This window comes from Thioalkalivibrio sp. ALE23 (assembly GCF_000378545.1).
Taxonomy (GTDB): Bacteria; Pseudomonadota; Gammaproteobacteria; order Ectothiorhodospirales; family Ectothiorhodospiraceae; genus Thioalkalivibrio.
Genome location: NZ_KB900031.1, coordinates 425218 through 450997 on the forward strand (window position 1 = coordinate 425218; position 25780 = coordinate 450997).

Here is a 25780-nt window from a genome sequence, read left to right on the forward strand (position 1 = left end):
GTCCGTCCCCGACATGCTGATACCCGAGCACCACCAGACCGCCGCCCGCATCCTCATCGTGGACGACAACCCGATGAACGTGGAGCTCCTGAGCACCATCCTGGAAGATGCGGGGTTCACCAACGTGCACGGCGAGACCAGCCCGCAACGGGCGCTGGAGACCTGGCGCGAGGAGGCCTTCGATCTGCTCCTGCTGGACATCCGCATGCCGGGCATGGACGGCCATCAGGTGATGGAGAACCTGAACGCGGAACTGGGCGAAGGCGACTGGCTGCCGGTGATCGTTCTGACCGCGCAGATCGACCCGGACACCCGGCAGCGGGCGCTAGCGGGCGGGGCCCTGGATTTCATCACCAAGCCGTTCGATGCCTCCGAGGTGGTCCAGCGCATCAGCAACCTGCTGCGGGTACGGGCCCTGCACAATGCCACGCACAACGAGGTGCAGGACCTGTCGCAAAGCCTCGAGACGCAATCCCTGACCCTGCAGCGCAAGGATCGTGATCTGGAGTACCTGGCCCACCACGATCTGGCCACCGACCTGCCCAACCGCGCGGCGCTGCTGGAAACCCTGGAACGCTGGCTCGCGGATGCAGCGGAAACGGTGATCGATCTGGTGATGCTGCGCGTCAGTGGCCACGAGACCCTGGAACGCATGGAGGGCCACGCGGCCGCCGACCCGATGCTGCGCGAGACCGGCCAGCGCCTGCAGGGCCGCCTGGACGCCGCGGTGGGCCACCATGGTGGGATCTGCGGGCTCTGGGGCGGCGCCACATTCCTGCTGCTGGCCCGCAGCGAACACGGGCTGACGGACGACGCCCTGCGCGACATGCTCGACACCGCCCTGCAGCGCCTGCAGATCGGCCAGTACGAGGTACGCCCGGAGATCGTGGCCGGACATGCGCGCACCACCGAGGCCGGCCACGACACCGGCGAGCTGATCCGCCGGGTCATGCTCACGCTGTCCAAGGCCGACCGCCGACGGATGCAGTGGCTCACCTACGACCCCGAACTGGAAGCGGCCGCCCGCCGGCGTCACCGCCTGGAACACGACCTCGGGCTGGCCCATGACGATCAAGGCCTGTCGCTGCTGTACCAGCCCAAGATCCACCTGCCCGATGGCATGGTCACCGGTTTCGAGGCGCTGATGCGCTGGGATCACCCCGAATTCGGCAGGGTCTCGCCGGGGGAATTCATCCCGGTCGCGGAGACCACCGGCGCGGTCGTGAACCTCGGCGAATGGGCCCTGCGCGAGGCGCTGGCCGCGACCTCCCGCAGGCGGGCATCGACCGGTGACTGCTACCCGGTAGCGGTCAACATCTCGGCACGCCAGTTCGAGGCCCGCACCGCGCGCGGCAACACGCTGACCGAAGCCGTACGCCTGGCCCTGGAACAGACCGGCACGCCGCCGCAGTGCCTCGAGGTCGAGATCACCGAGACCGCGATCATGCACAACCTCGATCAGGCCCTGGAAGAGCTGCACGCGCTGCGCGAACTGGGGGTCTCCATCGCCATCGACGACTTCGGCACGGGGTATTCGTCGCTGGCCTATCTGCGACGGCTGCCGGTCTCCACCGTCAAGGTGGACCGTGCCCTGGTGGACGGCATCGCGGGCGACCCCGACATGCGCCGCCTGTTCGAGGCGATCCTTGCGGTCAGTCGCGGCTTTGGCCTGGAGACGGTGGCCGAAGGCATCGAGACCCGGGACGACGCCGACCTGCTGCGGGAGCTGGGCTGCCCCGTCGGCCAGGGCTTTCTCTATCACCGTCCGCTGCCCGAGGCCGATGCCCGCGCGCTGATCGCCCCGGCACAGGACGCCACCGGCGCCGGGCAACGCGGTACATAGACCTCGCGGCGCGGGTCAGCGGCGTACCTCCAGTGAATCGACCTTCTGGTAGCCGCGCGGCAGCTGCCGCCCGCGGCGCGTGCGCTCGCTGACGTATTCGCCCCACTCCGCCGGCGCCAGCGCCTTGAAGCGCTTGCCGGCATGCACCACCAGGGTATCGCCCGGAGCCAGGGCCACCACCTCCTGCACCCGCTCCGAGCCGTCCTTGATCGCCGCCGCCGGGATCCCGGCCAGTTTGTTGCCCTTGCCGCGGGCCAGCTCCGGCAGCGAGGCCGCGGGGAACACCAGCAGGTAGCCCCGGGTCGTGACCACCGCCAAATGGTCGCGCTCCGGATCCGGCACCGCCACCGGCGGCAGCACCGCCGCCCCGGCCGGCACGGTCAGCACGTTCTTGCCCGCCTTCTGGCGTCCCAGCAAATCCTCCAGCCGGGTGATGAAGCCATAGCCATGATCGGTGGCCAGCAGCCAGCGATCCTCGCCGCTCCCGGTGGCCATGCCGACGAAATGCGCCCCCTCGGCCGGGTTCACCCGGCCCGACAGGGGTTCGCCCTGACCGCGCGCCGAAGGCAGGCTGTGCGCCTGCAGGGTATAGGCACGTCCGGTGGAGTCGACAAAAGCAACCGGCTGGTTGCTGCGCCCGGCGACCGCGGCGCGGAAGGCGTCGCCGGCCTTGTAGTTCAGGCCACGGGCGTCCACGTCGTGGCCCTTGGCGGCGCGCACCCAGCCCTTCTCCGAGAGCACGATGGTCAGCGGTTCCGCCGGCACCAGCGCGGATTCGTCCAGCGGCCGCGCGGCTTCGCGTTCCACCAGCGGGGATCGCCGCTCGTCACCATAGTCGACGGCGTCCTTCTCGATCTCCTGGCGCACGCGGGTCCGCAGGCGACGCTCGGACCCCAGGGTCTTCTCCAGCTGGTCGCGTTCCTGCGAGAGCTCGTCCTGCTCGCCGCGGATCTTCATTTCCTCCAGCTTCGCCAGATGCCGCAGCTTGAGTTCCAGGATCGCCTCGGCCTGGGTCTCGCTGAGGCCGAAGCGGCTGACCAGTTCGGGCTTCGGCTCGTCGTATTCGCGGATGATCGCGATCACCTCGTCGATGTTGAGATAGGCGATCAGCAGGCCTTCCAGCACATGCAGCCGCGCCTGCACCTTCTCCAGGCGCCACTGCAGGCGCCGGCGCACGGTCTCGATGCGAAACTCCAGCCATTCGCGCAGCAGCCCGGGCAGGTCGCGCACCTGCGGGCGGCCGTCGAGCCCGATCACGTTCATGTTCACGCGGTAGTTCTTCTCGAGGTCGGTGGTGGCGAACAGATGCGCCATCAGCGCCTCGATGTCCACGCGGCTCGAGCGCGGGGTGATCACCAGGCGGGTCGGGTGCTCGTGATCGGATTCGTCGCGCAGATCCTCGATCATCGGCAGCTTCTTCGCCCGTATCTGGCTGGCGATCTGTTCCAGCAGCTTCGCCCCGGAGACCTGGTGCGGCAGCGCGGTGACCACGATATCGTCGCCCTCGCGCTCGTAGCGCGCCCGCGCGCGCACCGACCCCTGGCCGGTGGCGTAGAGCTTTTGCAGATCGGCGCGCGGGGTGACGATCTCCGCCTCGGTGGGGAAGTCCGGCCCCGGCAGGTGCTCGCACAGCTCGTCCACGGTGGCCTTCGGGTGTTCCAGCAGGTGCACGCAGGCCGCGGCCACCTCGCGCAGGTTGTGCGGGGGGATGTCGGTGGCCATGCCCACGGCGATCCCGGAGCCGCCGTTGAGCAGCACGTTCGGCAGCCGCGCCGGCAGCATCTTCGGCTCCTCCAGCGCGCCGTCGAAGTTCGGCACCCAGTCCACCGTGCCCTGGCCCAGCTCGGACAGCAGCAGCTGCGCATAGCGCGACAGGCGCGACTCGGTGTAGCGCATCGCGGCGAAGGACTTGGGATCGTCCGGCGAGCCCCAGTTGCCCTGCCCGTCCACGAACGGATAGCGGTAGGAGAACGGCTGCGCCATCAGCACCATCGCCTCGTAACAGGCGGCGTCGCCGTGCGGATGGAACTTGCCGAGCACGTCGCCCACGGTGCGCGCCGATTTCTTGTACTTGGCGGTGGCCGAAAGCCCCAGTTCGCTCATTGCGTAGATGATGCGGCGCTGCACCGGCTTGAGGCCGTCGCCGATATGCGGCAGGGCGCGGTCCAGGATCACGTACATGGAGTAATCCAGGTACGCCTTCTCGGTGAAATCCTTCAGCGGCAGCTGCTCGCCATTGGCGAACGATTCGGGAGTCAGGGAATGGCTCATGCGCGATTCTCGGCCGGGGAGCGAAACGGAGGGCGACAGGGCTGGATTCCCGCGGGCCACCGTGGCGGGCACCGGGGAAAATCTTTAAGCTGCCGCCCGGCCCGCGTACTGTAGCGGGCCTGCGGCGGTTCATCCACAACGCCGCCACGCCACACCGTCACCGGGAGACCTGCTGTGCTCGACACCGGCTGGGCCGCCAGTGTTTTCGCCGTCGTCTCGCTCGCGATCGCCGTCGCCACCGCCGCGCATGCCCTGCTGCAGCGGCGCGACACCGGCATGCTGATCGCCTGGGTCGGGCTGATCTTCCTGCTGCCGCTGGCCGGGTCCATCCTCTACTGGCTGTTCGGCGTCAACCGCATCCGGCGCCGTGCGCATGCCCTGCGCGAGGGGCACCTGCTGTCCGGGCTGCAGCCGCACGAAGGGGCACGCCCCGCGCCGCCGGCGCGCTGGGAACGCCTGGTACACAGCGGCGACCGCCTGAGCCCGTTCCGCCTGACCGGCGGCAACGCGATGGAACCGCTGTTCGACGGCGACCAGGCCTTCGGCGCGATGCTGGAGGCGATCGATCGCGCGGAACATTCCATCACCCTGGCCACCTACATCTTCGACTACGATGCCCAGGGGCAGCGCTTCGTGCGTCACCTGAAGGCGGCACGCGAGCGCGGGGTCGCCGTGCGCGTACTGGTCGACGGCATTGGCGTGCGCTACAGCCGGCGCAACACCGTGCGGCACCTGCGCCGTGCCGGCCTCGTCGCCGCCGAGTTCCTGCCGGTGCACCACATCCCGCGCAGCCTGGCCGCGTTCAATCTGCGCAACCATCGCAAGCTGCTGGTGATCGACGGGTATCGTGGCTTCACCGGCGGCATGAACATCCGCCGCGGGCACAGCCCCAGCGACCCCGGACGTCACCCCATCCAGGATCTGCATTTCGCCGTGCGCGGGCCGGTCTGCCGCCAGCTGCAACGGGTGTTTGCCGAGGACTGGGAATTCACCACCGGCGAACAGCTGAAGGGCGAAACCTGGTTCCCGCCACTGGACGCCGACGGCGGTGCCCTGCTGTGCCGCGGGCTGCCCGACGGCCCGGACGAGGACTTCGAGGTCCTCAACTTCACCCTGCAGGCGGCGATCGCCGAGGCCCGCGAGCGCATCGTGATCGCCACGCCCTATTTCCTGCCCGACCATGCCCTGGTGGGGGCGCTCAAGGCCGCCGCACTGCGCGGGATCCGCGTGGATATCCTGCTGCCGGAACACAACAATCTGCGGCTGGTGCAATGGGCCAGCCAGCCGGGCCAGGCGGAACTGCTGGAACGCGGCTGCCGCCTGTGGCTGACCCCGCCGCCGTTCAACCATTCCAAGATCATGCTGGTCGACGGCGAATGGGTGCTGGCGGGCTCGGCCAACTGGGACCCGCGCAGCCTGCGTCTGAACTTCGAGTTCAACCTGGAAAGCTACGACCCGGGGCTGGGCGGACGCCTGACGCAGTGGGCCGACGGCCTGCTGGAACGTTCGCGCGAGCTCACGCTCACCGAGATCTACCGCCGCCCGCTGCCGATCCGCCTGCGCGACGGCGCCGCCCGGCTGCTCACACCCTACCTCTGATCCGACAGCACCAGTTCCTGGCCGGAACCGTTCTTGGCGACGTACATGGCGTGGTCCGCCTGCTGCAGCAGCTCCTCGGCCCGTTCGCCGTCGTCGGGATAGATCGCCGCCCCCAGACTCAGGCCCACGCGTACCGCCTCCTGATTGATCTCCACCGGCTCGGCGAAACGCTGGTGCAGCTTGCGTCCCACGGCGCGCACGTCCTCGGGTCCGCCCACGGCCTCCAGCAGCAGGACGAACTCGTCGCCCCCCACGCGGGCGACCACGTCACTCTCGCGCACCCCGCTGCGCAGGCGCGCGGCCACGGTCACCAGCACCACGTCACCGGCATCGTGACCCAGACGGTCGTTGACCGGCTTGAAGCCGTCCAGATCGCAGACCAGCAGCGCCAGACGCGTGCCGTTGCGCCGCGCCCGGCTCAGCGCCTGACGCAGGTGCTCCTGCAGCAGGCTGCGGTTCGGCAGCCCGGTCAGCAAATCGTGATGGGCCTGATGCCACAGGCGTTCCTCGGAACGCTTGTCGCGCGTGATGTCGCGCACCATGCCCAGCACCCGCTGCGGGCGTCCGTCGGCATCGCGCGAGATCTCGCCCTCCACCCGCACGTGCCGCAGCCCGCCGTCGGGCAGTACGACCCGGTGCTCCAGGTGATAATGGCTGCCCTCGGCCAGCGCGGCGTTGATGCCCTGGCGCACCCGGGCACGGTCTTCCGGGTGGATGGCGTGCATGTAGGCCTCGAAACCGGCCGTGTCCCGTTCGGGATCCAGACCGAACAGCTCATAGACATTGGTCGACCAGTTGAGCTGCTCGCCGCGGATGCCCCAGTCCCAGTACCCCACGCCGGCGATGCGCTGGGCCTCCTCGAGGCGCGCGGAGGCATCCTCCAGCTCGGCGGTCCGCCGCGCCACCGCGGCCTCCAGCCCGGCCTGGGTCTCGCGCAGGCGCGCCTCGGCCCGGCGGCGCTGCACCAGTTCCTCCTGCAGCGCCGAATGATCCTGGCGGATGCGCCGGCGTACCTGAAAACCGATGCCGGCGATCAGCAGCATGGCCACGCCCGAGGCCATCACCATGACCTGCTGGGTATCCTCGTGCTGGCGCACCATCGCGCGAATGTCCGCCACGTTCTGCTGTTCCAGGGCCGCAAGAAGGCGCTCGATCTGCTCCAGGGTGCGCTCCTGCGCCGGCATGATGCGGGAATACAGGGTCGGCAACGCCTCCTGACGGCCGCCGGCAAGGGCCAGGTCGATCATCTCGCTCATCAGCGGCGCCCCCACCGCGGTCATCTCGCGCAGTTCCGCCAGCAGACGCGTATGGCGGGGATCGTCGATCGCCCGCTCCACCTCGTCGCGCGCCTCGATGAAGCGTCGGGCGAGATCACGGAATTCCTGGCGGTACTGGTCCTGCATGGCAGGGTCATCGGTGCTCAGGACCAGCGTCGCGCGCAGCGTCCGCTCGCGCACCAGCGCGCGCATGCGGTGGACACTGTCCACCCGCTGCACGTATTCCGCGGTGAGGGACTGGACCTCCTGCTGCAGCTGCTGCACGCGCAACCAGCTGACCACCGCCACCGCCGCCACCAGCAGCAGGACCAGCAGAAAGGCCCCGGTCAGATGCGAAGTCCGCCCGGGGACCCGACCGGGGGCCGACCCGCGGCTCACATCCTTCCCCGCTGGATCCATGGCTTGACCGACATCCCGCTCCCCCTGTCGAATCGCCTGCCGTGCAGGTGCAACCTCGAGAGTGCCGCGATATGACCCAACAGACAAGCAGCGGGGGATCGTCTGCCCCCGGAAGCCGCGCAGAAATCCGGCGTCTGGAGCAGGTGTACGCCGCGGCGCACTACCGCTTGCAGCTGCCGCCGGGGCCGGCCGGGGCCGCACAGGGTGGCGCCGCGACCCTGGAGCTGAGCATTGGCGAGCCCCACGCGGAACTGGCGCGCCAGCTGAGCGCACGGGGCCATGCACGGATCACGCTGATCACCGCACACAACCCCTTCAGTCGGCCGTCCGGTGCGACGGAAAACGCCCGGCGCCAGGAACAGCTGCGGGCCACGATCACCAGCGCGGGACGACCCGCCTGGCCGGCCACCAGCGGCGACCCGGACGGAGAATGGCCGGAGGAACCCGGCTTCGGCATCCCCGACCTCCCGCCGGCGATCCGTGACCACTGGCTGGAAAAATTCGAGCAGAACGCAGTGGTGGAGTGCGAACCGCCGCGGGCGCCGGAACTCGTCTGGCACCCGCGGCTGCGCTCCGGGCCGGGCCGCTGAGCGGGCTTTACAGCGGCAGCCGGCCGCCGGAGCCCACGGCCACGGTGACCAGGCCCAGCACGGTATTGATCGCCACGAACAGGCGGATCTGGCCGACCCGGCGCAGACCCTCGGCGATGTCTCCGGCCTCGGCCGCCTGCTTCAGCCGGCGATAGGGCGCAAAGAAGATGTGCGCGAAGATCATCATCATGATGATGCCCAGCAGCAGCATGGTATGCACGCTGGGATGCACCCCGCCCATGCCGCCGAGCACGCCGAAGATCAGGTAGAAGCCCGTCACCAGCACCACCGCGATGGAGACCCACACCCAGGGGAAGAACCGCCCCAGCACCGCCGGCCACAGGCGCAGGCGCGTGGCGTCATCCAGTTCCGCGTTGGCCGCCGGGCGCAGGATGGCCCAGGCGAAGAACATGCCGCCCACCCAGATCACCACGGCCAGGACGTGGAGGACGTTCGCCAGTGCGTATCCCGTCATTATCATCTCCTTTCGTTGCATTGCGTGAATGGGCGGCAGTGTAGCCGCTCGCGCCGGACGGTGCCGAACCGTCACCCGCGCTGGTCGCTCTTGCGCCCCCGCGATACACGGCGAAGGATGGAGGCATGGCAAGCGACATCCTTCAGGCCACCCTGCAACTCGCGCTCGCCGCCGCGCCCTGGCTGCTGGCAGGGCTGGCGGCCGCCGGGCTGGTGCGCGCCCTGCTGCCTCAGGAACGCCTGCAGGCCTGGCTCGGGGGATCATCGGTGGGGGCCACGACGCGCGGGGCGGTTGCCGGGGCGCCCTTGCCCCTGTGTTCCTGCGGCGCCATCCCGGCCGCCCTGGCCCTGCACCGGGGCGGCGCCGGACGCGGCCCCGCCACGGCCTTCCTGATCGGCAGCCCCGGCATCGGGATCGATTCGCTGGCGATCAGCTACATCCTGCTGGGACCGCTGATGGCCGTGGTCCGGGGGCTCGGCGCGGTGGTCACCGCGCTGGCCACCGGTCTGCTGGTCGGGGCGGGAAGCCGCGCCCGCCAGTCGCCACCCGACCCCAGCCCGGACAATGTCGGCAGCGACGCCTGCGCGCAGTGTTTCCTTAACCCGGAGGTTGCCATGTCCACACGGTCCATCGGTCTCGATGACGAACTCCACCCGTATCTGCTCGACGCCTCGCTGCGCGAATCGCCGCTGCTGGCGGAACTGCGTGCGGAGACCGCGGCCCTGCCCGAGGCGCGCATGCAGATCGCCCCGGAACAGGGGCAGTTCATGGCCCTGCTCGCCCGGCTGACGGGTGCCCGGCGCTACCTGGAGATCGGCACCTTCACCGGCTACAGCAGCCTGGTCATCGCCGAGGCCCTGCCGGCCGACGGCCGGATCGTGACCTGTGATCTCAGCCGCGAATGGACCGACATCGCCGGCCGCTACTGGCGCCGCGCCGGCGTCGAGGACCGCATCGACCTGCGCCTCGGACCGGCCGCGGATGCCCTCCAGGCCCTGCGCGAAGAAGACCCCGCGGTCGAGCCCTTCGACCTGGCCTTCATCGACGCCGACAAGACCGGCTACCGCGAATACTACGAACACTGCCTCGCCCTGCTGGCGCCCGGGGGCCTGGTGATGATCGACAACACCCTGTGGCACGGCACGGTGGCCGACCGCAGTGATCAGCGCGAGGACACGGTAGCGATCCGCGAATTCAACCGGTTCGTGCACCGGGACGAGCGGGTGGATCTGTCGCTGGTGCCGATCGGCGACGGCCTCACACTGGCGCGCAAACGGGCCGCGTGACCCTCTGGTAAACTTGAACCATGCACGGTCTTCCATCTCCCTTCCCGCCCCCGGCATGAGCCTGCGCAGCCGCTTCCTGATGCTCGCCGGCGCCCTGCTCCTGGTCGGACTGGTCGGCGTCTGGTTCGCCTTCGAGCGCATTGCCGAGGGCATCATCGAGCAGTGGGGGCAGCACGTCGCGGAGATCCAGGTGCGCTACGACAGCGCCCGCCTGCAGCAGCCGCTGGAACGCGAGATCGCGCTGTCGCACCAGCTGGCCGACTCCACCGCCATCCTCCGGTTCGCCCGCGAACCCGACAACCCCGACAGGGAGGCGGCCGCCATCGAGGAGATGGAGAGCTTTCGCGGCAATTTCCGCGACGAAAACTACTTCGTGGCCCTGCGCGAAAACGGCGCCTACTACCACAACAACGCCGACGACGAATTCGCCGACGACCCGCTGCGCTATCACCTGGACCCCGACGACCCCGATGATGCCTGGTTCTTCCGCCTGATCGAGGAGGAACGCGACTTCCATCTCAACGTCAATCCGGACACCGAGCTGGGGGTCACCAAGCTGTGGATCGACGTGCTGATCCGCGACCGCGACGGCTCGATCCTCGGCATGACCGGGACCGGCCTGGAACTGGACGGCATCCTGCGCGACATCGTCGACATTGAGCAGCCGGGGATCACCACGGTGTTCGCCGACTTCAGCGGCGCCATCCAGCTCTACCGCGATCCGGAGTTCATCGAATTCGCCAGCCTGGTGCAGCCGGAGGGTCAGAAAAGCACGGTGGAACGCCTGGTCGACCGTCCCCGCGACCACCAGCGCATCCGCTCCATGATGGACGAACTGCGGGATCTGTCCGACCCGGAAGGCGAGGTGCGCACCGACTTCGTCCAGATCGACGGGCAGCGCCAGCTGGCGGGCATCGCCCGATTGCCGACTCTCGACTGGTACGAAATCACCCTGCTGGATCTCGACAAGGTGATGCCGGTGCGCCATTTCGCGCCGGTCCTGGTGGTCTTCGCTTTCACCCTGGTGCTCACGCTGCTGCTGGTCCATCTTGCGCTGCAGCGCCTGATCTTCCGCCCGGTGACCGCACTGGAAACGGCCATGGCGCGCATCCAGGCGGGCGACCTGCGGCCGGTCGAACTGCCCGAGGGTCGTGGCGAGATCGGCCGCCTGATGCGGCACTACCAGAGCATGGCGGAGGCCATCCGCAACCAGACCCGCAACCTCGAGACCAAGGTCCGCGAGCGCACCGAGGCACTGCACGAAATGGCCCGCAAGGATCCGCTGACCGGACTGGTGAACCGGCGGGGCATGGACGAGCTGCTGGATGACCATGCCCAGCGCGCGCGGCATTCCGGCGAGCCGTTCGGGGTCATCTATCTGGACCTGGACCACTTCAAGCCGCTCAACGACACCCACGGGCATGCCGAAGGCGATGCCACCCTGACCCGGGTCGCCGAACGGCTGCGCGAATTTCTCGGCCCCGACGACCGGGTGGCGCGCTGGGGCGGCGACGAATTCCTGGTCCTGCTACATCCCTGCGATCCGGAACGCCTGTCCGCCATGGGTCAGGCCCTCATCGAGGCCGCCGCCGGAGTGGAAACCCCCGAGGACACGCCCGTGACCTTCAGCGCCGGGGGCCACCTCGCGCAGCCCGGAGAACCCGTCGACGAGATCCTCGAACGCGCCGACCACGCCCTGTATTCGGCCAAGGAATCCGGACGCAACCGCTTCGACGTGCTCTGAGTCAGGGTTTGCGCGGCGGACGCGTGTACCAGAACCAGCTCAGACGCCGCGAACGCAGGCTCCAGGGCAACAGCAGCACCTGCAGCACCACCAGGACGTGGCGCGCGGGGTGGAACCAGTCCTCCTTGCGCCCCGAGGTCAGCACCGGCGTCTGCAGGATCTCGAAGTGCTGACCCTGCGCGCGTCCCCGGCGTTTCAGTGCCCGTGACAGGAACACCTCCTCGCCCGCATAGACCGCCTCGCTGAAACCGCCCGCGGCCGCGAACGCCTCGCGGGTGCAGAATACGTAGCAACCCGCGGCCAGCCCCAGGCGCGCGGAGAGGGCGTTCCATACGGCCGCGCCCCAGCGATATATGCGATGGTCGAGATGATCAAAGGCGACCCGGGCGCCACCGCCGCACACCGTTCCGCTGTCGAGCGCGTCCAGCGTGGCCTGCAGCAGTTCGGCATCGGGCCAGGTGTCGGCATCGACGAACAGCAGGTACTGCCCGCGAGCCGCCCCGGCACCCGCATTGCGCGCCCGGCTGATCCTGCGCTCCGGCTCGTACACCACCCGGCAGCCCGCGCGCTGCGCGATCTCCGGGGTGGCATCCGTGGAGGCATTGTCGACCACGATGATCTCGCTGGCCCGTTCGACACCGGCCAGCGCCCCCTGGACCGCGGCCAGGGTCCGCGGCAGCCATTCCGCCTCGTTCCACGCGGGGATGATCACGGACAGGCCCGGAGCACCGCGGACAAAAGCGTCGAATTTCACGGATTCACCTCCTCGTCGGCCGTCGCGCACGGAACTGGGGAAACTACACCGGGCCGCACTCGTCTACCATGGTGGACAAATCGAGGCATCCGGAGACTCCTCATGACCCGCAATCCAGCCACCCGACTGTTACTCCTGGCCGTGCTCGGGCTCCTGCTGGCGCTGCCACCGGCCACCTGGGCGGAATCCGGCGACGGGACCACCGCTGCCGAAACCACCAGCGAGTCGATGAAGAGCCTGCGCGAGGACTGGCAGCAGCGCCGCGAGCAGCTGCAGCGCGATGCCGAAGAAGGCGACGAGACCGCACGCGAGCGCACCCGGGATACCCTGGACGCGATGGATGACACCCTGCAGCGCCTGCACCGGGAGGCCAGCGAGACCTGGGACGATCTCGCCGACACCACGCGCGAAAACCGCGAACGGGCCTTGCAGGCCCTGGACGACGAACGCGATGCCCTGGCCGCCTGGTACGACGACATGGAACTGCGCAGCGGGCGCGCCGGCGGGTCGATCCGCGAAGGCTCGCGCAAGGCCTGGGAAGGCGTGCGGGACGGCTCGCGCGAGGCCTGGGGCGGCGTCCGCGAAGGTTCCCGCGAGGCCTGGGATGGCGTACGCGACGGGTCACGGGACGCCTGGGGCCGCATCCGCGACGGCTCGCGCGACGCCTGGGACGGGGTCCGTGATGCCTTCGGCGGGGACGACTCGCCGGACGAAGGGGAAGCCGAGTGACCGCGACCCTGCGGGCCTCCCCGCTTCTCGCCCTGGCCCTGCCCCTGCTGCTGGCCGGCTGTGACGGCGGCTTCTGGTCCGGCGAGCCGGAACACCGCGAACGCACCGACAACCCGGAGATCCTCGCGCGCGGCGAGCACCTCTATCAGCAGTACTGCGCGGCCTGCCATGGCGAGGACCGCGAGGGGGCGGAGAACTGGCACCAGCCGGACGAAGACGGCAACTGGCCCCCGCCGCCGCTCGACGGCTCGGCCCACACCTGGCACCACCCCTGGTGGCAGCTCAAGGACATGATCCGGTACGGCGGTCAGGCCCGTGGCGGCACCATGCCCTCGTTCGAGGAACAGATCGACGAAGAAGACGCCGAGGCCATCATCTACTGGCTGCAGTCGCACTGGCCCGACGAGGTCTACGAGGCCTGGCTGGACTACGACCGCAGCACGCCCACACCCGCAGACTGGGAAGAGGCCACCGGCCGCGAGTGGGTCACCCACACCGACTGATACCGGCCGGGGCGGGGACCGGACCTGACCAGCCCGGTCAGGTCCCGGCCCCGGCCCACCCCATGCGCCGGAACACCAGCTTCTCGCCTTCCACGATCAGGAACACCGCCAGCCCGAACAGCAGGATGCGCGCCCAGTCCCCGGTATCGATGGCGGTGGTGCCGAACAGGGTGTGCATCACCGGCACGTAGGTGAACGCCAGCTGCAGCACGACCAGCACCCCGATGGCGATCCACATCGCTCGCGAGCGGAACAGCTCGCCGCCCGCCAGCACCGGCTGATGGATCAGGCGCAGGTTCAGCAGGTAGAAGGCCTGACCGGCCACCAGGGTGTTGATGGCCACGGTGCGGGCGAGGTCATCGGCCACCCCCAGCACCTCCTCCATGTACACGAAGTGGCCGAAGGTCCCCAGCCACAGCAGGATCGCCACGAACGGTATGCGCCACAGCAAAAAGCCCGACAGCAGCGGGGTATCGGGCGCTCGCGGCGGACGGCCCATCACCCCCGGCTCGGTCCGTTCGAAGGCCAGCGCCATCGCCAGGGTCACCGAGGTCACCATGTTGACCCACAGCACCTGCACCGGGGTCAGCGGCAGGGCCAGGCCCATCAGGATCGCCATCATGATGGTCAGCGACTGCCCGGCATTGGTGGGCAGCATGTGCAGAATGGCCTTGCGGATGTTGTCGTAGACCGTGCGGCCTTCTTCCACCGCATGCGCGATGGAGGCGAAGTTGTCGTCCGCCAGCACCATCTCCGAGGCCTCCTTGGCCGCCTCGGTCCCCTTGTGCCCCATGGCCACGCCAACATCCGCGCGCTTGAGGGCCGGCGCGTCGTTCACCCCGTCCCCGGTCATGGACACGATACGGCCATTGCCCTGCAGCGCCCTGACGAGCCGCAGCTTGTGCTCCGGCGTGGTACGCGCGAACACGTCGGTGTCTTCCACCGCGCGCGCCAGTTCGTCGTCGTCCATGGCCTCCAGCTGCTGCCCGGTCAGCGTGCCGCCCTCGCCGCGCAGGCCCAGCTGCTCGCCGATCGCCCGCGCGGTGGCCGCATGGTCGCCGGTGATCATCTTGACCCGGATCCCGGCCCGCTGGCAGTCGGCGACCGCGGCGATCGCCTCGTCGCGGGGCGGATCGATGATCCCCACCAGCGCCAGCAGGATGAATCCGCCCTGTTCCACGTCACCATAGGTCAGCTCGCGCTGCTCGGCGGTGGTGGCGCGCCGGGCGATGGCCAGCAGGCGCTGACCGCGCGCGGCGATCGCGTCCATCGACGCATGCCATTCATCCGCCCGCAGCGGCTCGCGACCGTCGGCGGTGGCCTGGTGCTCGCACAGCTCCAGCACCCGTTCCGGGGCCCCCTTCAGGTAGATGCGCCCGTGGCCGTCGTGGTCGTGATGCAGGGTCGCCATGTAACGGTGATCCGATTCGAACGGGATCACGTCGGTGCGCGGCAGGCACTCGTGCTCGTGGCGCGCGCTCAGGCCGGCCTTGAACGCCGCCGTCACCAGCGCCCCCTCGGTGGGGTCGCCCTGCATCACCCACTGACCGTCCTTTTCGAAGACCTCCGCGTCGTTGCACAGCAGCCCCGCACGCAGGACCTCTTCCAGACACGGGGCATCGGTCGGCTCCACCTCCGCCCCGTCACGCGTGAAATCGCCGTGCGGCGCATAACCGACCCCGCTGACCCCGTATTCGCCGGCACCGGTCATCAGCGCCTGCACGGTCATCTCGTTGCGGGTCAGGGTCCCGGTCTTGTCGGAACAGATCGCCGACACCGAACCCAGCGTCTCCACCGCCGGCAGCTTGCGGATGATCGCGTTGCGCCGGGCCATCTTCTGCACCCCGATGGCCAGGGCGATGGTCAGGATCGCCGGCAGGCCCTCGGGGATGGTGGACACCGCCAGACTGGCGGCCGCCAGGAACATCTCGTCCAGCGGGTAATCGCGCACCCAGAAGCCGAAGGCAAAGGTCGCCGCCGAGATGACGATGATGACGCCGGCCAGCCAGCGGCCGAACTGCGCCACCTGGCGCACCAGCGGCGTCTCGAGGCTCTCCACCTCGCCCAGCATGGTGGAGATGCGCCCGATCTCGGTATCGCCGCCGGTGGCCACCACCACCCCGGTACCCCGGCCGAAGGACACCAGCGTGCCGGAGAACGCCATGCCGCGCCGATCGCCCGGGTCGGCGCCTTCATCGACCGCGGCCGTATCCTTCTCGACCGCCACCGACTCCCCGGTCAGCACCGCCTCTTCGACCTGCAGGTTGCGGGTTTCGAACAGCCGCACGTCGGCCGGCACGCGATCCCCGGCCTGGAGATACACGACATCCCCCGGCACCAGGCTGTCGGCGGGAACCTCGCGGCGTTCGCCGTCGCGCCGCACCACCGCCTGCGGCGAGAGCATCCTGCGGATCGCGTCCAGCGCCTTTTCCGCCTTGCCCTCCTGGACGAAGCCGATCAGCGTGTTGATCAGCACCACCGCCAGGATCACCCCGGTGTCCACCCAGTGGCCCAGCAGGGCGGTCCCGATGGCCGCCAGCACCAGGATGTAGATCAGGATGTTGTGGAAATGACTCAGGAAACGCCGCAGCACCCCGGCCTTTTCCGGCGGCTTGAGGGCGTTGGGGCCGAAACGCTCCAGCCGTTCACGGGCCTCGTCGCCGCTCAGCCCCTCGCGTGCGGCGTCGTGGCGCCGCAGGGCCTCGTCGGCTTCCAGTGCATGCCACGCAGTGGTGGCACCGGTATCGTCCCCCGAGCCGCCGGGCGTGTCAGGAGCGTCAGGGGCATCGGGACGGGATTCATCCATGGGCGGGCTTCATCCGGGTGGTTGGTGCGTCACGGTTCAATCCTGTCGGAGTTCGGCGCCGGCCACAAGCCCGCCGATTCCGTGACAGAACGCACAAAAAAGGCCGCCCCGGTCGCCCGGGACGGCCCTTTTTCTCAGTGAAGGCCCTGCCGGTTCAGAAATTGAAACCGACCTTGGCCATCACGCGCATGTTGTCCATGTCCTCGCGCGAGCCGGCGAAGCGGTCGCTCTCGGTGATCTGGTAGCGCGCCTCCATGCCGACGAACAGGGTGTCATCCACGTCGTACTGCACCGAGCCGCCGAACTGCCCGGCCCACAGACCGTTGCGGTCACCGTCCAGCTTGGTGTTCACATAGCCCAGCCCGGGCCCGAAACCCATGGTCACGCTGTCGGCAACTTCAAACTCCCAGTGGGTGTTCAGTTCGGTGCTGGTCATCCGCAGCGGGCCGTCGTCGAACTCGGTCACGCTCAGACGATGGCGCAGCACGCCGTTGTCCGGCTGGAACAGCAGGCAGTCGGAGCCGATTTCCAGACCATAGGCCGGGTCATCTCGCAGATCGGAGTCGGTGGTCCACAGGCCACCCCCCATCACCGCAAAGCTCGGGTTGAGCCCCATCCCATCGGCACTGGCGGTGCCGACCGCCAGGAGCGGAGCGGCGGCCATTGCGAACATCATCCTGCGTACCTGCATGTCGAACTCCCGGAAAAGCTTGTGTTTCACGGTAGTTTAACGCTGACACCCGATCCGTAAAACTCCCGGGACAGGTGCCGGTGCTCCGCAAGCCTGCCGCAGCCATTACCGATCGACCGCACCGGCGGGAGCGGAAGGAATTTCCCGCGACCCCATATCATCTATTCAAAGTGAGGCCGATGCGCAGAGCGGTGCCCCGCGACACGGATCCCGGATCTGGCCGGGAACCCTCGTCATCTGTAACACTCGAAAGCAGCGTCCGGAATACATCGTGAAAAAACACCGGACGTTGTCAGCGAAGAACATTCACAAGCCTACGCAAGTACGGAGGTTCCCCATGTCCGACAAGCACAACGCCAATCGCCGTGCCTTCCTGCGCCGCGCATCCGCCGCGGTGGCCGCCATTCCGGTGGTGAGCCTGATGGGCACGCAGTCCGTCCACGCCGCGGACGAGAAGGCCGAAGACGGTCACGCCCACGACTACGTCAACGACGCGGCCGATGCCGCGGATCACCCGCAGTTCCAGGAAGGCGCGCGCTGCGACAACTGCGCCTTCTGGAACGCCAACGTGGATGCCCCGGAAGGCTGGGGCGGCTGCTTCCACCAGGATTTCCAGAACGTCCTGGTGAACGAAGCCGGCTGGTGCGACGCGCACGTGATGAGCTGATTCACGGGCACGCCCCGACCCCGCCGGTCACGCATCGGCGGGGTCTTCCCTCACGATCTCCGCGTCCTCCAGCGCTCCGCCGGCATCACGATAAGCCACCCGCCGGTTGGTGATCTCGAATAGCCCCTCGGCGTGCCGCACGTCGCCCGCCAGCATGCGTTCGTCCAGACGTTCGAACAGGCGCTGCAGCGCCAGCGCAATGGCCTCCCGGGCTCGCACGTCCAGACCGTATCCTTCCCAGTTCGCGCGCGCGCTCGCCAGACGCGCGTACCCGGCCTGCACGAAGCCTGCAACCAGCAGTGCCCGCAGGGCCCCCTGCCCCGCCCACTGCGCCAGCCCTCGCAGATGTTCCGGATCGGGGCGAGTATCCGTCACGGGCCGCAGGGCTTGCGGCAACAGGGCCGGCCAGTCGTCCGCGACCGGACGCCCGGGCAGCAGGTCCTCGTCGATCATCTGACGATAGTCCTCCACCGGATCCGAGCCCGTGCGCAGCGCCAGCTGCATCAGCGCCCCCGCCTCGTCGAGGTAGCCGGAGAGCGCAAAGCCGCACAGGTGGTGATCCACGATGTCATGCACGAAGACCGAGGTGGGGATGCGTTCGCCGGTGAACGGTGTCGCGGCAATCACGTCCTCGCCCAGTCCGGGAAGGGCCAGCTTCCAGCCGCGCGCGCCGAAGCCATCCTCCCATGTCCTGCGATACCGCACCGGCACATGCACCGGCGACGTGGCCGATCCACCGGAGGTACCCGGGGCCCCGTCATCCGAAACGCCGCCCTCAAGGCCTTTCGCTTCGTTCGTTGGATCTCCCATCGGATTCCCTCCCCTTGCGTTTACCGATCGGTCAACTAGACTGTAGATCATGACGACCGGAGACCAAAGCCGACAGGCTCTGATGAATGCCACCCGCGGTCTCGTGCTCACCCGCAGCTACGGTTCGGTGGGCATCGCCGGCATCTGCGAGCGCGCCGGCGTGCGGCGCGGCAGCCTGTATCACTTCTTCCCGGGCAAGGAGGATCTGGTCATCGCCACGCTGGAGGCGCTGTACGGCGAGTTCGAGGCGGAAGTCCTGCAGCCCGCCCTGCGCGGACCCGGCGGACTGCGCGAGCGGATCACCGCCTTCGTCGGCGCGATCCACGCATTCCAGGCCCGCATGCAGGCCGCGGAGGGTCGCCTTCCCGGCTGCCCGTTCGGCAGCCTGGCGGTGGAAACCGGCACGCAGAGCCCGCGCCTGCGCGCAGCCATGCAGGGCCATCTGGACGCGATCCGCGCGCGATTCCGCGCGGCCCTCGACGCGGCCGTCGCGCACGGCGAACTGGACGCACGCACCGACACCGCCCGCCTCGCCGATCACTGGCTCGCGCTGATGGAGGGCATCCTGCTAATGGCGCGGGCGGAACAGGACGCGGACACCATCCTGCGCCTGGCCCCGGCGCTGCAGGACCTGCTGCTCACCACCCATCCCGACGGAGACGCGCCATGACGACCGAATCCGATTTCCCCCTGCACGACCGCGCATCGGCCCCTGCGGCCGCCAGCAGTTTCGACCGCGCCGAGGCCACCTTCGGCATGGTCCCCAACCTGATCCGCAAGATGGCCACCGCCCCGGCCCTGGCCGCGGCCTATCTCGATCTCAACGAACTCCTGCAGCAGACCTCGCTGAGCGGCGAGGAACAGGCCGTGCTGCTGCTCACCGTCAGTCGTTTCCATGCCTGTGATTACTGCATGGCCGCCCACAGCATGACCGGGCGGATGGCCGGCGTCGCCGATTCGGTGGTAGATGCCCTGCGCGAGGACCGGCCGCTGGAGGACCCCGCGCTGGAGGCCCTGCGCGGGTTTGCCCGGGCCATGCTGGAACACCGCGGCTGGTTGGACGAGAAGGACAAGCAGGCCTTTCTGGAGGCCGGCCACACCCCGCAGAAGATGCTGGAGGTCATCCTCGCCATCGGCCTCAAGACCCTGTCCAACTACACCAACCACCTCGCCGCCACACCGGTGGACGAGCCAATGCAGGGCGAACGCTGGACCGCCCCGACCGGCGGCTGAGACAGAGCGCAGCCCGAATGAACCGGGAAATACGTCCACGCGTGCTGCTGCTGTCGGCCTATCGTGCCGACAGCCATGCCGCGTGGGCGGACGCCCTGGTGACCGCCTTTCCCGGCATCGACTGGCAGCGCTTCGAACTGCCCGGGCGCCATTTCCGCTGGCGCATCCGCGGCAACCCGATCTCGTGGCTGGATGCGCTGGAAGGCGTGCGCCCCGATGCGATCGTCGCCACCTCGATGGTGGATCTGGCCACGCTGCGGGGCCTGCACCCGCCGCTGGCGGCCCTGCCCGCGCTGTACTACTTCCACGAAAACCAGTTCGCCTACCCGGTGGGCGAGCATCAGGTGCGCTCCATCGAGCCGCAGATAGTGCAGGTCTACGGCGCGCTGTCCGCCGGGCGCATCGCATTCAACTCCGCATTCAATCGCGATTCCTTCCTCGACGGCCTGCGGGCCCTGTTGCGGCGCATGCCCGACGCCGTCCCGCCCGGCGTCCCCGAGCGCCTGGCCGAGCGGGCGCACGTACTCCCGGTCCCGGTCGCGCCGCCGCGGCGACCCGACGGGGGCACGCCGGAACGCGACCCGAGGCTGATCCTGTGGAACCATCGCTGGGAATACGACAAGCGCCCCGAACTCTTCGCCGAGGCGCTGGAAAGACTGGCCGCGCGCGGGCGGGACTTCCGCCTGGCCCTGCTGGGTCCGCGTCCGGAACCGCCCCCCGACGCCCTGCAGCGCATCCGGCAGCGTTTCGGTGAACGGATCGAGGCCGACGGGCGCCAGCCGCGGGAGGAATACGACGCCCTGCTGCGGCGGGCGGGCATCGTGGTCAGCACCACCGCACACGAATTCCAGGGACTGTCGATGCTGGAGGCCAGCGGCGCCGGCGCGCGTCCGCTGGTCCCGGACGCCCTTTGCTACCCGGAGCAGTATCCGCCCGAATACCGCTATCCGGCCGGCGACCCCGAGGCCCTGGCCGCGCGACTGGACAGCTGGCTGACCGACGGCCTGCCGCCACCGGTGGACGTCTCGGCGCTGGAAACCGACGCGCTGCTGCCGGCCTGGGCGCGGGCCCTGGAGGACCTGACCGGGAGCGTGCTCAGTCCAGCGCCACTCGCGACCCGGTGAGCGGCGCCGATTCGTCCTCGACGAACACCGGCCGGATCACGTCGCGGTAGTTGCGGATGCGCTGGACGTAGTACACCGGCTGGTAGCCACGCGCATAGCCGTAACGCAGGTCGCTGTAGTAACGCTCCTCGGTCAGCAGTGGCAGCACCTCGCGCATGTCCGCCCAGCGGTCGGGATCACGGCCCAGCTCGCGCGCCAGGCGCCGCGCGTCCAGCAGATGCCCGCGGCCGATGTTGTAGCTGGCCAGCGCGAGATAGGTGCGGTCCGGTTCCGGAATGTCTTCATCCAGGCGCTCGTGCATCTGACGCAGGTAACGCGCGCCGCCGCGAATGCTCTGCTCCGGATCCAGGCGATCCTCGATCCCCAGCTCCTGCGCAGTGCGCTGCGTCAGCATCATCAGGCCGCGCACCCCGGTGGGACTGCGGGCCTCCGGATCCCAGTGCGACTCCTGGTAGGCCAGCGCGGCCAGCAGGTCGGCGGGCAGTTCGTACTCGTCCGCGGCCTCCTCGAACACCGGCCGGAAGTCCGGCAGCCGCTGGTCGATGCGCCGGGTCAGCGCGCGCAGGTCGACGAAATCGAATTCGGGTACATAGGCGTAGTACAGCTCGTCCACCCGGGCGCGGGCCTGCGTGCCCTCGTCGGTGTCCATCCAGGCGCGCGCCTGTGCGGCCAGCCCCTCGAAATCGGGGTGCAGGTACCAGCCGATCGCGCGGACGTCACTCAGGTCGAAGGCCACTTCCAGATGCGGGAACATCCGCCGGTTGAGTTCGGCGATATGCGAATCCGCCACGGTGCAGTCCAGCCGGCCCTCTTCCACGGCCGCCAGCAGCCGCTCGGTACCCTCGGGCTCGGCACGGTAGGGCACGGGCTCCTCCAGCGCCTGCAGCGTTTCCACGTAGGCACTGCTGGCACTCACCGCCAGCTCCATCCCGTCCAGGTCGGCGGCCGTCTGCGGCTGCGGACGCTGGTCACGATGACAGACGACCTGCTCGGTCACCTCGGTGTGCTGCGGCCCGCGGAGGAAATCGGCATCGCGCGACTCGAGGTGCGTGAGCCCGGCCGCGGCCATGTGGACCTCTCCCGAGGCGAGGGCCCGCAGCACGGCATCGACCGAATCCACCACCTGCCACTCGACGTCCCAGCCGCGGGCGTCGGCGAACGCCTCCACCAGATCGTGTTCGGGGCCCGCGGTCTCGGTATGGCGGTCGTAGAACCAGGCGGTGGGTGCGTTGCGGGTGACCACCACCAGTTCGCCCGCTTCCTCCGGATGTGCCAGCGCGGACGCCTCCACCCCGGGCACCTCGGACTGCCCTTCGCCGGGGCCGCAGGCCATCAGTATGGCCGCGCCGGCGACCATCAGGCCCGACCGAAACCAGTGACGTGCGTGCTGCGAACGATTGAGCAAGATCGACGACATGAGATCCCTCCCGATTGGCTGTCTCCTGACAACCCACTATCCTGAATGGTCATTGCTACCTTCGAGCACTGAGACCCCGTTCACAACCAACCCCGACATGATCAGGGTTGGGGTGCGGAACCCGAAGCCGCCCCGGATGATCCACCCAAGCAGCCTCGACCGCCGCCAGGGACACCGACATGGAATACGCCCCACTGCTGGACATCTTTGGCATCATCCTGCTGGTCGCCGGCGCCATTACCGCGCTGGTCGCCGTGCAGGATGCCTTCACCCGGCGCGAACGGGCACGCCCGGTGATCGGCCGCTTCACCACCCGCACCCTGGGGCTGGCCGGTGGCGGCGCGGCGGCCGCCGCCATCGGGCTCGCCCTGCTGCTGATTTAAGCCGGCCCTTGTATCCGGCCGGCGGGGTCGCTACCTTCGGCTGCCAGTCGGATCACGAGAATCCGTGTCACGGGTGTGAAGGGGGAACCATGCCTGTTCGACCACGCCATCTCGCGGCCGCGGCCATCGCCGCGCCGCTCGGTCTGGCCCCGGCCACCGTGCTGGCCGCCGGCTTCTACCTGCAGGAACAGGGGGTCACCGGCCTGGGCCGGGCCTATGCCGGCGAGGCCGCCATCGCCTCCGACGCCAGCACCATCTATTTCAACCCCGCCGGCATGACCCGCCTGGAAAGCGCCGAGGTGCAGGCCGGTGCGCATCTGCTGTTCCCGCGCTCCAGCACCCGCAACGACGGCTCGAGCTTCACGAATGCGAACGGCCAGACGCTCCCCGTGGAAGGCAGCGAGGGCGACAACCCCTACGACCCCACCCCGCTGCCCAGTTTCTACTGGGCCGAGCCACAGTCGGATCGCGTATGGCTGGGCTTCGGACTGGGCACCCATTTCGGACTGAAGGGCGAGTACGACGACGATTTCTTCGCCCGCTACGACTCGCTGGAGACCGACCTGCGGGTGCTCAACCTGCAGCCCAGCATCGCCGTGCAGGTCAGCGACCGGGTCTCCGTCGGCGGTGGCATCGACCTGCAGTACGCCGATGCCACGCTGCGTGCGGCCATCCCGGACCCGATTGGTCCGGACCCGGCACTCGACGGCGAATACCGCCTGGAAGGGGACAGCTGGGACGTGGGGTACAACCTCGGCGTGCTGATCGACCTCGCGGACACCACTCGCCTCGGGTTGCACTATCGCAGCGGGGTGACCCACACGCTCAAGGGCACGGCGCGCGTCGCCATGCCGGAGAACGGCCCGCCGCTGACCGGGCCGGTGGTGGCCACCGGCGAGGCCGACCTCAAGCTCCCGGACATCGCCAGCGCCGCGCTCAGCCATCGCTTCAACGAACGCTGGACCGGGCTGCTGCAGTACACCTGGTTCAACTGGTCGAATTTCGACGAGATCGCGGTGGAGTCCAACCACCCGCTGGCCGAACAGGAGCTGGAGCAGGACTATCGCAACAGCTACGCGCTGGCGATCGGGGCCGAATACGAGCTCAACCCGGCCTGGACCCTGCGCGGCGGCATCCAGTACGACCGCACCCCCACCCGCGACAGCCATCGCTCGACCCGAACCCCGGACGGCGACCGCACCTGGCTGTCGCTGGGGGCCTCCTGGCATCCGTCGGAACGACTGAGCGTCGACCTCGGTTACTCCTACGTCCACGTGTCGAGCGAGGACATCGAACTGACCCGCGAATTCGACACCGGCACGGTGGAATACAGCGGCAGCACCCGCGGGCGGGTGAACATCCTGTCGGCAGGGCTGCGCTACCGCTACTGACCCCGTGCGGGCCCGGTGGGCCCGGTGGACTCGGTGGTCACGTCGCAGGCCTGTTCCAGCGCACGCCGGTCGGCCTCCGCGAGCCGCTCGCGCCCCGCATTCTCGGCACCCAGACTGGCGTGCATCACCGCCGCCGGATCCGCAACATGGCTGATGCCCAGCGCATGGCCCAGCTCGTGCGCCAGCACCAGCGTCAGCCGTTCGCGGTCGGCGGCCTGATAGACCGTGATGGCGCGTCCGTCGGCGGACTGTTCGTACAGTCCCACGTTGAATCCGGTCGCTCCGCGCGAACGCTCGTTGTGGCCGTCCGCACGGGCGTTGTAGTCCGCGATCGCCGCGTCCAGCTCCGCCCGGCGGTCCTCCAGTTCATCACGGCGTTCGCCCAGCCGCTCGGCCCGGCGGTTCAGCTCGCGCCGCTGGCGCTCGATGGCCTCCGCTTCGCGCTCCAGCCGCGCACGACGCGCCTCGCTGCGGCGCCCCTCGCCGGCATTCCAGGCGGAAACGTCGCGCCGGTGAGCCGCCTGGCGCTCTGCCAGGTCTTCGCGGTCTTCCCCGTGGCGACGGAGGTCCGCCTCCAGCGCGGAGCGCGCGTGATCCAGACGCTCGCGCCGTCGCTCGATCTCCGCGTACCGTTCTTCCAGCCCCGCGCGGACCTGCTCGCGCCGCAGGGCCTCGGCCTGCCGCTCGTCGAACACCAGCCGCACGGCCACGCCCTCGCCCGCCCGCTCGCGAAACAGCCGGGCATCGGTCACCGCCTCCCACATCCGGCGGGCATCGCGCAGGGCCGCGCGCACTTCGTGTTCCTCCAGACCGAACGCCGTGTCGACCCGATCGAGATGAAAGGTCACCGGGAGCCGGCACCCCGGCGCAACCGGATGCTCCGCGAACGCGGCCGGGGCCGGGGCGTCCGCCTCCCGCGCGTCGTCCTGCACCAGCTCGCGCCAGGCTCCGGCCGCGACCAGCACAACGATCAGCGGCAACCACCAGCGTCCCGTCATTGCGTACTCCTCGTCCCCTCCAAACGCAGAGTTGCCACACCTCCGGCCCCCATGCAAGATGGATCGGGAAAGCCCTTTTCCGCATCCGGAGAACCGTCATGCTGCGATTCCTGATCCCGCTGGCCCTGCTGGCCCTGCCCGTGGCCGCTCAGGCCGAGACCCCCAACATCGAACCCGGCGAATGGGAGTACACCCATACGACCACCATCGAAGGCATGCCCCAGATGCAGGACCAGGTCGAAGTCACCCGCGAATGCGTGACGCAGGAAGACATCGAAAAGGGCGAGGACGTCATCGAGGTTCCGGAAGAATGCACCCTGGATCACGTGGACGTCCGCTCCGACGGCGCCGACTTCGCCATGACCTGCACCGATCCGCAGGGCGGCCGCGCCACCATGGAAGGCGAGATGCGCTTCATGGGAACGCGTTCCGAAGGCACCATGACCACCGACGTCGACAGCCCCATGGGCCCGATGACGATCATCATGGAGATCGAGGGCGAGCGCATCGGGGACTGCTGAGCCGTGGCTCGACCCGCGGGACGAACGGACTACAGCAGTCCCAGATGTTCCGTCAGCAGGTACCAGACGACATACCCCCCGTACAGGATCAGGAAGATCACGCTGAGGATGGTGATCGGCCGATAACCCTTGATCCGCACCTCGTAGGAGATGTCCTCGCCGCGTGCCCGGCGGCGGCGGACCTCCAGCCAGCGCGACACCCGCCACCAGATGAACAGCAGGATCAGGATCGCGGTCAGGAACTTCAGCATCGGGGGAATCTTCTCGCA

24 protein-coding genes and 1 pseudogene are annotated in these 25780 nt (G+C 69.1%); 15 read left to right on the top strand and 10 right to left on the bottom strand.

Annotated features, from left to right (window positions below):
• Positions 1-13: 13 nt before the first annotated feature.
• Positions 14-1843 carry an EAL domain-containing protein gene (locus F573_RS0102055; protein ID WP_019021274.1) on the top strand — a complete coding sequence of 610 codons (1830 nt, stop codon included), beginning with the start codon at positions 14-16 and terminating at the stop codon, positions 1841-1843.
• A gap of 15 nt (positions 1844-1858) precedes the next feature.
• On the opposite strand, the gene parC is transcribed toward F573_RS0102055, so the two are convergent.
• Positions 1859-4114, bottom strand: a complete 2256-nt coding sequence (gene parC, locus F573_RS0102060; protein WP_019021275.1) for a DNA topoisomerase IV subunit A — start codon at positions 4112-4114, stop codon at positions 1859-1861.
• Positions 4115-4288: 174 nt separating this feature from the next.
• On the opposite strand from parC, the gene cls reads away from it, so the two are divergent.
• The gene (cls, locus tag F573_RS0102065; RefSeq protein WP_019021276.1) at positions 4289-5713 is read left to right on the top strand and encodes a cardiolipin synthase; all 1425 of its coding nucleotides are present in this window, start codon (positions 4289-4291) and stop codon (positions 5711-5713) included.
• Here the strand turns inward: cls and F573_RS0102070 are convergent.
• Entirely contained in the window at positions 5704-7389 is a 1686-nt protein-coding gene (locus tag F573_RS0102070) for a diguanylate cyclase domain-containing protein (protein WP_019021277.1), read from the bottom strand. The genes cls and F573_RS0102070 overlap by 10 nt on opposite strands.
• A 143-nt stretch (positions 7390-7532) precedes the next feature.
• On the opposite strand from F573_RS0102070, the gene F573_RS0102075 reads away from it, so the two are divergent.
• Positions 7533-7979, top strand: coding sequence for a DUF3293 domain-containing protein (locus F573_RS0102075; protein ID WP_019021278.1), 447 nt, complete (start codon positions 7533-7535; stop codon positions 7977-7979).
• Positions 7980-7986: 7 nt separating this feature from the next.
• Here the strand turns inward: F573_RS0102075 and F573_RS0102080 are convergent, their stop codons facing one another.
• Positions 7987-8454: a CopD family protein gene (locus F573_RS0102080; protein ID WP_019021279.1), complete on the bottom strand. Its 468-nt coding sequence runs from the start codon at positions 8452-8454 to the stop codon at positions 7987-7989.
• 125 nt (positions 8455-8579) lie between these two features.
• Here F573_RS0102080 and F573_RS15360 point away from each other — a divergent pair.
• From F573_RS15360 to F573_RS0102095, 3 genes and pseudogenes are all read left to right on the top strand, one after another.
• Positions 8580-8909: pseudogene (locus F573_RS15360) on the top strand (permease); the annotation flags it as partial.
• 159 nt (positions 8910-9068) lie between these two features.
• A complete protein-coding gene (locus F573_RS15365) occupies positions 9069-9740 on the top strand; it encodes an O-methyltransferase (protein ID WP_019569157.1) in 672 nt (223 codons plus the stop codon).
• Positions 9741-9795: 55 nt separating this feature from the next.
• Positions 9796-11484: a GGDEF domain-containing protein gene (locus F573_RS0102095; RefSeq protein WP_019021281.1), complete on the top strand. Its 1689-nt coding sequence runs from the start codon at positions 9796-9798 to the stop codon at positions 11482-11484.
• Between the two features lies 1 nt (position 11485).
• On the opposite strand, the gene F573_RS0102100 is transcribed toward F573_RS0102095, so the two are convergent.
• Positions 11486-12238, bottom strand: a complete 753-nt coding sequence (locus F573_RS0102100; RefSeq protein ID WP_019021282.1) for a glycosyltransferase — start codon at positions 12236-12238, stop codon at positions 11486-11488.
• 102 nt (positions 12239-12340) lie between these two features.
• Here F573_RS0102100 and F573_RS0102105 point away from each other — a divergent pair, with 102 nt between their 5' ends.
• Positions 12341-12967, top strand: coding sequence for a hypothetical protein (locus tag F573_RS0102105; RefSeq protein ID WP_018870077.1), 627 nt, complete (start codon positions 12341-12343; stop codon positions 12965-12967).
• Positions 12964-13470 carry a cytochrome c gene (locus tag F573_RS0102110; RefSeq protein WP_019021283.1) on the top strand — a complete coding sequence of 169 codons (507 nt, stop codon included), beginning with the start codon at positions 12964-12966 and terminating at the stop codon, positions 13468-13470. Before F573_RS0102105 ends, F573_RS0102110 begins: the two co-directional genes overlap by 4 nt.
• Before the next feature lie 37 nt (positions 13471-13507).
• Here F573_RS0102110 and F573_RS0102115 read toward each other — a convergent pair whose 3' ends face one another.
• The gene (locus F573_RS0102115) at positions 13508-16276 is read right to left on the bottom strand and encodes a cation-transporting P-type ATPase (protein WP_019021284.1); all 2769 of its coding nucleotides are present in this window, start codon (positions 16274-16276) and stop codon (positions 13508-13510) included.
• A 154-nt stretch (positions 16277-16430) separates the two neighbouring features.
• Positions 16431-16967 carry an outer membrane beta-barrel protein gene (locus F573_RS0102120; RefSeq protein WP_026300761.1) on the bottom strand — a complete coding sequence of 179 codons (537 nt, stop codon included), beginning with the start codon at positions 16965-16967 and terminating at the stop codon, positions 16431-16433.
• 337 nt (positions 16968-17304) lie between these two features.
• On the opposite strand from F573_RS0102120, the gene F573_RS0102125 reads away from it, so the two are divergent.
• The gene (locus F573_RS0102125) at positions 17305-17634 is read left to right on the top strand and encodes a high-potential iron-sulfur protein (RefSeq protein WP_019021286.1); all 330 of its coding nucleotides are present in this window, start codon (positions 17305-17307) and stop codon (positions 17632-17634) included.
• Between the two features lie 27 nt (positions 17635-17661).
• Here the strand turns inward: F573_RS0102125 and F573_RS0102130 are convergent, their stop codons facing one another.
• Positions 17662-18444: a hypothetical protein gene (locus F573_RS0102130; RefSeq protein WP_019021287.1), complete on the bottom strand. Its 783-nt coding sequence runs from the start codon at positions 18442-18444 to the stop codon at positions 17662-17664.
• An 82-nt stretch (positions 18445-18526) separates the two neighbouring features.
• Between F573_RS0102130 and F573_RS0102135 the strand changes: the two genes are divergently transcribed.
• Genes F573_RS0102135 through F573_RS0102145 form a run of 3 tightly spaced genes read left to right on the top strand, consistent with a single transcriptional unit; the run spans position 18527 to position 20801 of the window.
• Positions 18527-19114 (top strand): TetR/AcrR family transcriptional regulator, encoded by a 588-nt coding sequence (locus tag F573_RS0102135; protein WP_019021288.1) that lies wholly within the window; start codon positions 18527-18529, stop codon positions 19112-19114.
• Positions 19111-19677, top strand: a complete 567-nt coding sequence (locus tag F573_RS0102140; RefSeq protein ID WP_019021289.1) for a carboxymuconolactone decarboxylase family protein — start codon at positions 19111-19113, stop codon at positions 19675-19677. Before F573_RS0102135 ends, F573_RS0102140 begins: the two co-directional genes overlap by 4 nt.
• A gap of 17 nt (positions 19678-19694) precedes the next feature.
• Positions 19695-20801 (top strand): DUF3524 domain-containing protein, encoded by a 1107-nt coding sequence (locus F573_RS0102145; RefSeq protein WP_038033118.1) that lies wholly within the window; start codon positions 19695-19697, stop codon positions 20799-20801.
• Here F573_RS0102145 and mltF read toward each other — a convergent pair.
• Entirely contained in the window at positions 20773-22218 is a 1446-nt protein-coding gene (gene mltF, locus F573_RS0102150) for a membrane-bound lytic murein transglycosylase MltF (protein ID WP_019021291.1), read from the bottom strand. The two genes, F573_RS0102145 and mltF, sit on opposite strands and share 29 nt — an antisense overlap.
• 179 nt (positions 22219-22397) lie before the next feature.
• Here mltF and F573_RS0102155 point away from each other — a divergent pair, with 179 nt between their 5' ends.
• Complete coding sequence (locus F573_RS0102155; RefSeq protein WP_019021292.1) at positions 22398-22601, top strand: DUF3185 family protein; 204 nt, start codon at positions 22398-22400, stop codon at positions 22599-22601.
• An 89-nt stretch (positions 22602-22690) separates the two neighbouring features.
• The gene (locus tag F573_RS0102160) at positions 22691-23992 is read left to right on the top strand and encodes an OmpP1/FadL family transporter (RefSeq protein WP_019021293.1); all 1302 of its coding nucleotides are present in this window, start codon (positions 22691-22693) and stop codon (positions 23990-23992) included.
• Here F573_RS0102160 and F573_RS0102165 read toward each other — a convergent pair.
• Positions 23986-24990, bottom strand: coding sequence for a matrixin family metalloprotease (locus tag F573_RS0102165; protein ID WP_019021294.1), 1005 nt, complete (start codon positions 24988-24990; stop codon positions 23986-23988). The two genes, F573_RS0102160 and F573_RS0102165, sit on opposite strands and share 7 nt — an antisense overlap.
• Before the next feature lie 98 nt (positions 24991-25088).
• Here F573_RS0102165 and F573_RS0102170 point away from each other — a divergent pair, with 98 nt between their 5' ends.
• Positions 25089-25511 (top strand): DUF3617 family protein, encoded by a 423-nt coding sequence (locus F573_RS0102170; protein WP_018946474.1) that lies wholly within the window; start codon positions 25089-25091, stop codon positions 25509-25511.
• Positions 25512-25540: 29 nt separating this feature from the next.
• Here the strand turns inward: F573_RS0102170 and F573_RS0102175 are convergent, their stop codons facing one another.
• A complete protein-coding gene (locus F573_RS0102175; protein WP_018870091.1) occupies positions 25541-25762 on the bottom strand; it encodes a hypothetical protein in 222 nt (73 codons plus the stop codon).
• Positions 25763-25780 lie beyond the last annotated feature (18 nt).

Bases quoted from the DNA above. Each gene is read 5' to 3' on its own strand.
- F573_RS0102055 (WP_019021274.1), top strand. From the start codon at position 14: ATGCTGATACCCGAGCACCACCAGACCGCCGCCCGCATCCTCATCGTG.
- F573_RS0102175 (WP_018870091.1), bottom strand. From the start codon at position 25,762: ATGCTGAAGTTCCTGACCGCGATCCTGATCCTGCTGTTCATCTGGTGG.
- F573_RS0102105 (WP_018870077.1), top strand. From the start codon at position 12,341: ATGACCCGCAATCCAGCCACCCGACTGTTACTCCTGGCCGTGCTCGGG.
- F573_RS0102125 (WP_019021286.1), top strand. From the start codon at position 17,305: ATGTCCGACAAGCACAACGCCAATCGCCGTGCCTTCCTGCGCCGCGCA.
- F573_RS0102170 (WP_018946474.1), top strand. From the start codon at position 25,089: ATGCTGCGATTCCTGATCCCGCTGGCCCTGCTGGCCCTGCCCGTGGCC.
- F573_RS0102080 (WP_019021279.1), bottom strand. From the start codon at position 8,454: ATGACGGGATACGCACTGGCGAACGTCCTCCACGTCCTGGCCGTGGTG.
- F573_RS0102095 (WP_019021281.1), top strand. From the start codon at position 9,796: ATGAGCCTGCGCAGCCGCTTCCTGATGCTCGCCGGCGCCCTGCTCCTG.
- F573_RS0102130 (WP_019021287.1), bottom strand. From the start codon at position 18,444: ATGGGAGATCCAACGAACGAAGCGAAAGGCCTTGAGGGCGGCGTTTCG.
- parC (WP_019021275.1), bottom strand. From the start codon at position 4,114: ATGAGCCATTCCCTGACTCCCGAATCGTTCGCCAATGGCGAGCAGCTG.
- F573_RS0102135 (WP_019021288.1), top strand. From the start codon at position 18,527: ATGAATGCCACCCGCGGTCTCGTGCTCACCCGCAGCTACGGTTCGGTG.
- F573_RS15365 (WP_019569157.1), top strand. From the start codon at position 9,069: ATGTCCACACGGTCCATCGGTCTCGATGACGAACTCCACCCGTATCTG.
- mltF (WP_019021291.1), bottom strand. From the start codon at position 22,218: ATGTCGTCGATCTTGCTCAATCGTTCGCAGCACGCACGTCACTGGTTT.
- F573_RS0102115 (WP_019021284.1), bottom strand. From the start codon at position 16,276: ATGGATGAATCCCGTCCCGATGCCCCTGACGCTCCTGACACGCCCGGC.
- F573_RS0102155 (WP_019021292.1), top strand. From the start codon at position 22,398: ATGGAATACGCCCCACTGCTGGACATCTTTGGCATCATCCTGCTGGTC.
- F573_RS0102165 (WP_019021294.1), bottom strand. From the start codon at position 24,990: ATGACGGGACGCTGGTGGTTGCCGCTGATCGTTGTGCTGGTCGCGGCC.
- F573_RS0102070 (WP_019021277.1), bottom strand. From the start codon at position 7,389: ATGGATCCAGCGGGGAAGGATGTGAGCCGCGGGTCGGCCCCCGGTCGG.
- F573_RS0102160 (WP_019021293.1), top strand. From the start codon at position 22,691: ATGCCTGTTCGACCACGCCATCTCGCGGCCGCGGCCATCGCCGCGCCG.
- F573_RS0102120 (WP_026300761.1), bottom strand. From the start codon at position 16,967: ATGCAGGTACGCAGGATGATGTTCGCAATGGCCGCCGCTCCGCTCCTG.
- F573_RS0102140 (WP_019021289.1), top strand. From the start codon at position 19,111: ATGACGACCGAATCCGATTTCCCCCTGCACGACCGCGCATCGGCCCCT.
- F573_RS0102145 (WP_038033118.1), top strand. From the start codon at position 19,695: ATGAACCGGGAAATACGTCCACGCGTGCTGCTGCTGTCGGCCTATCGT.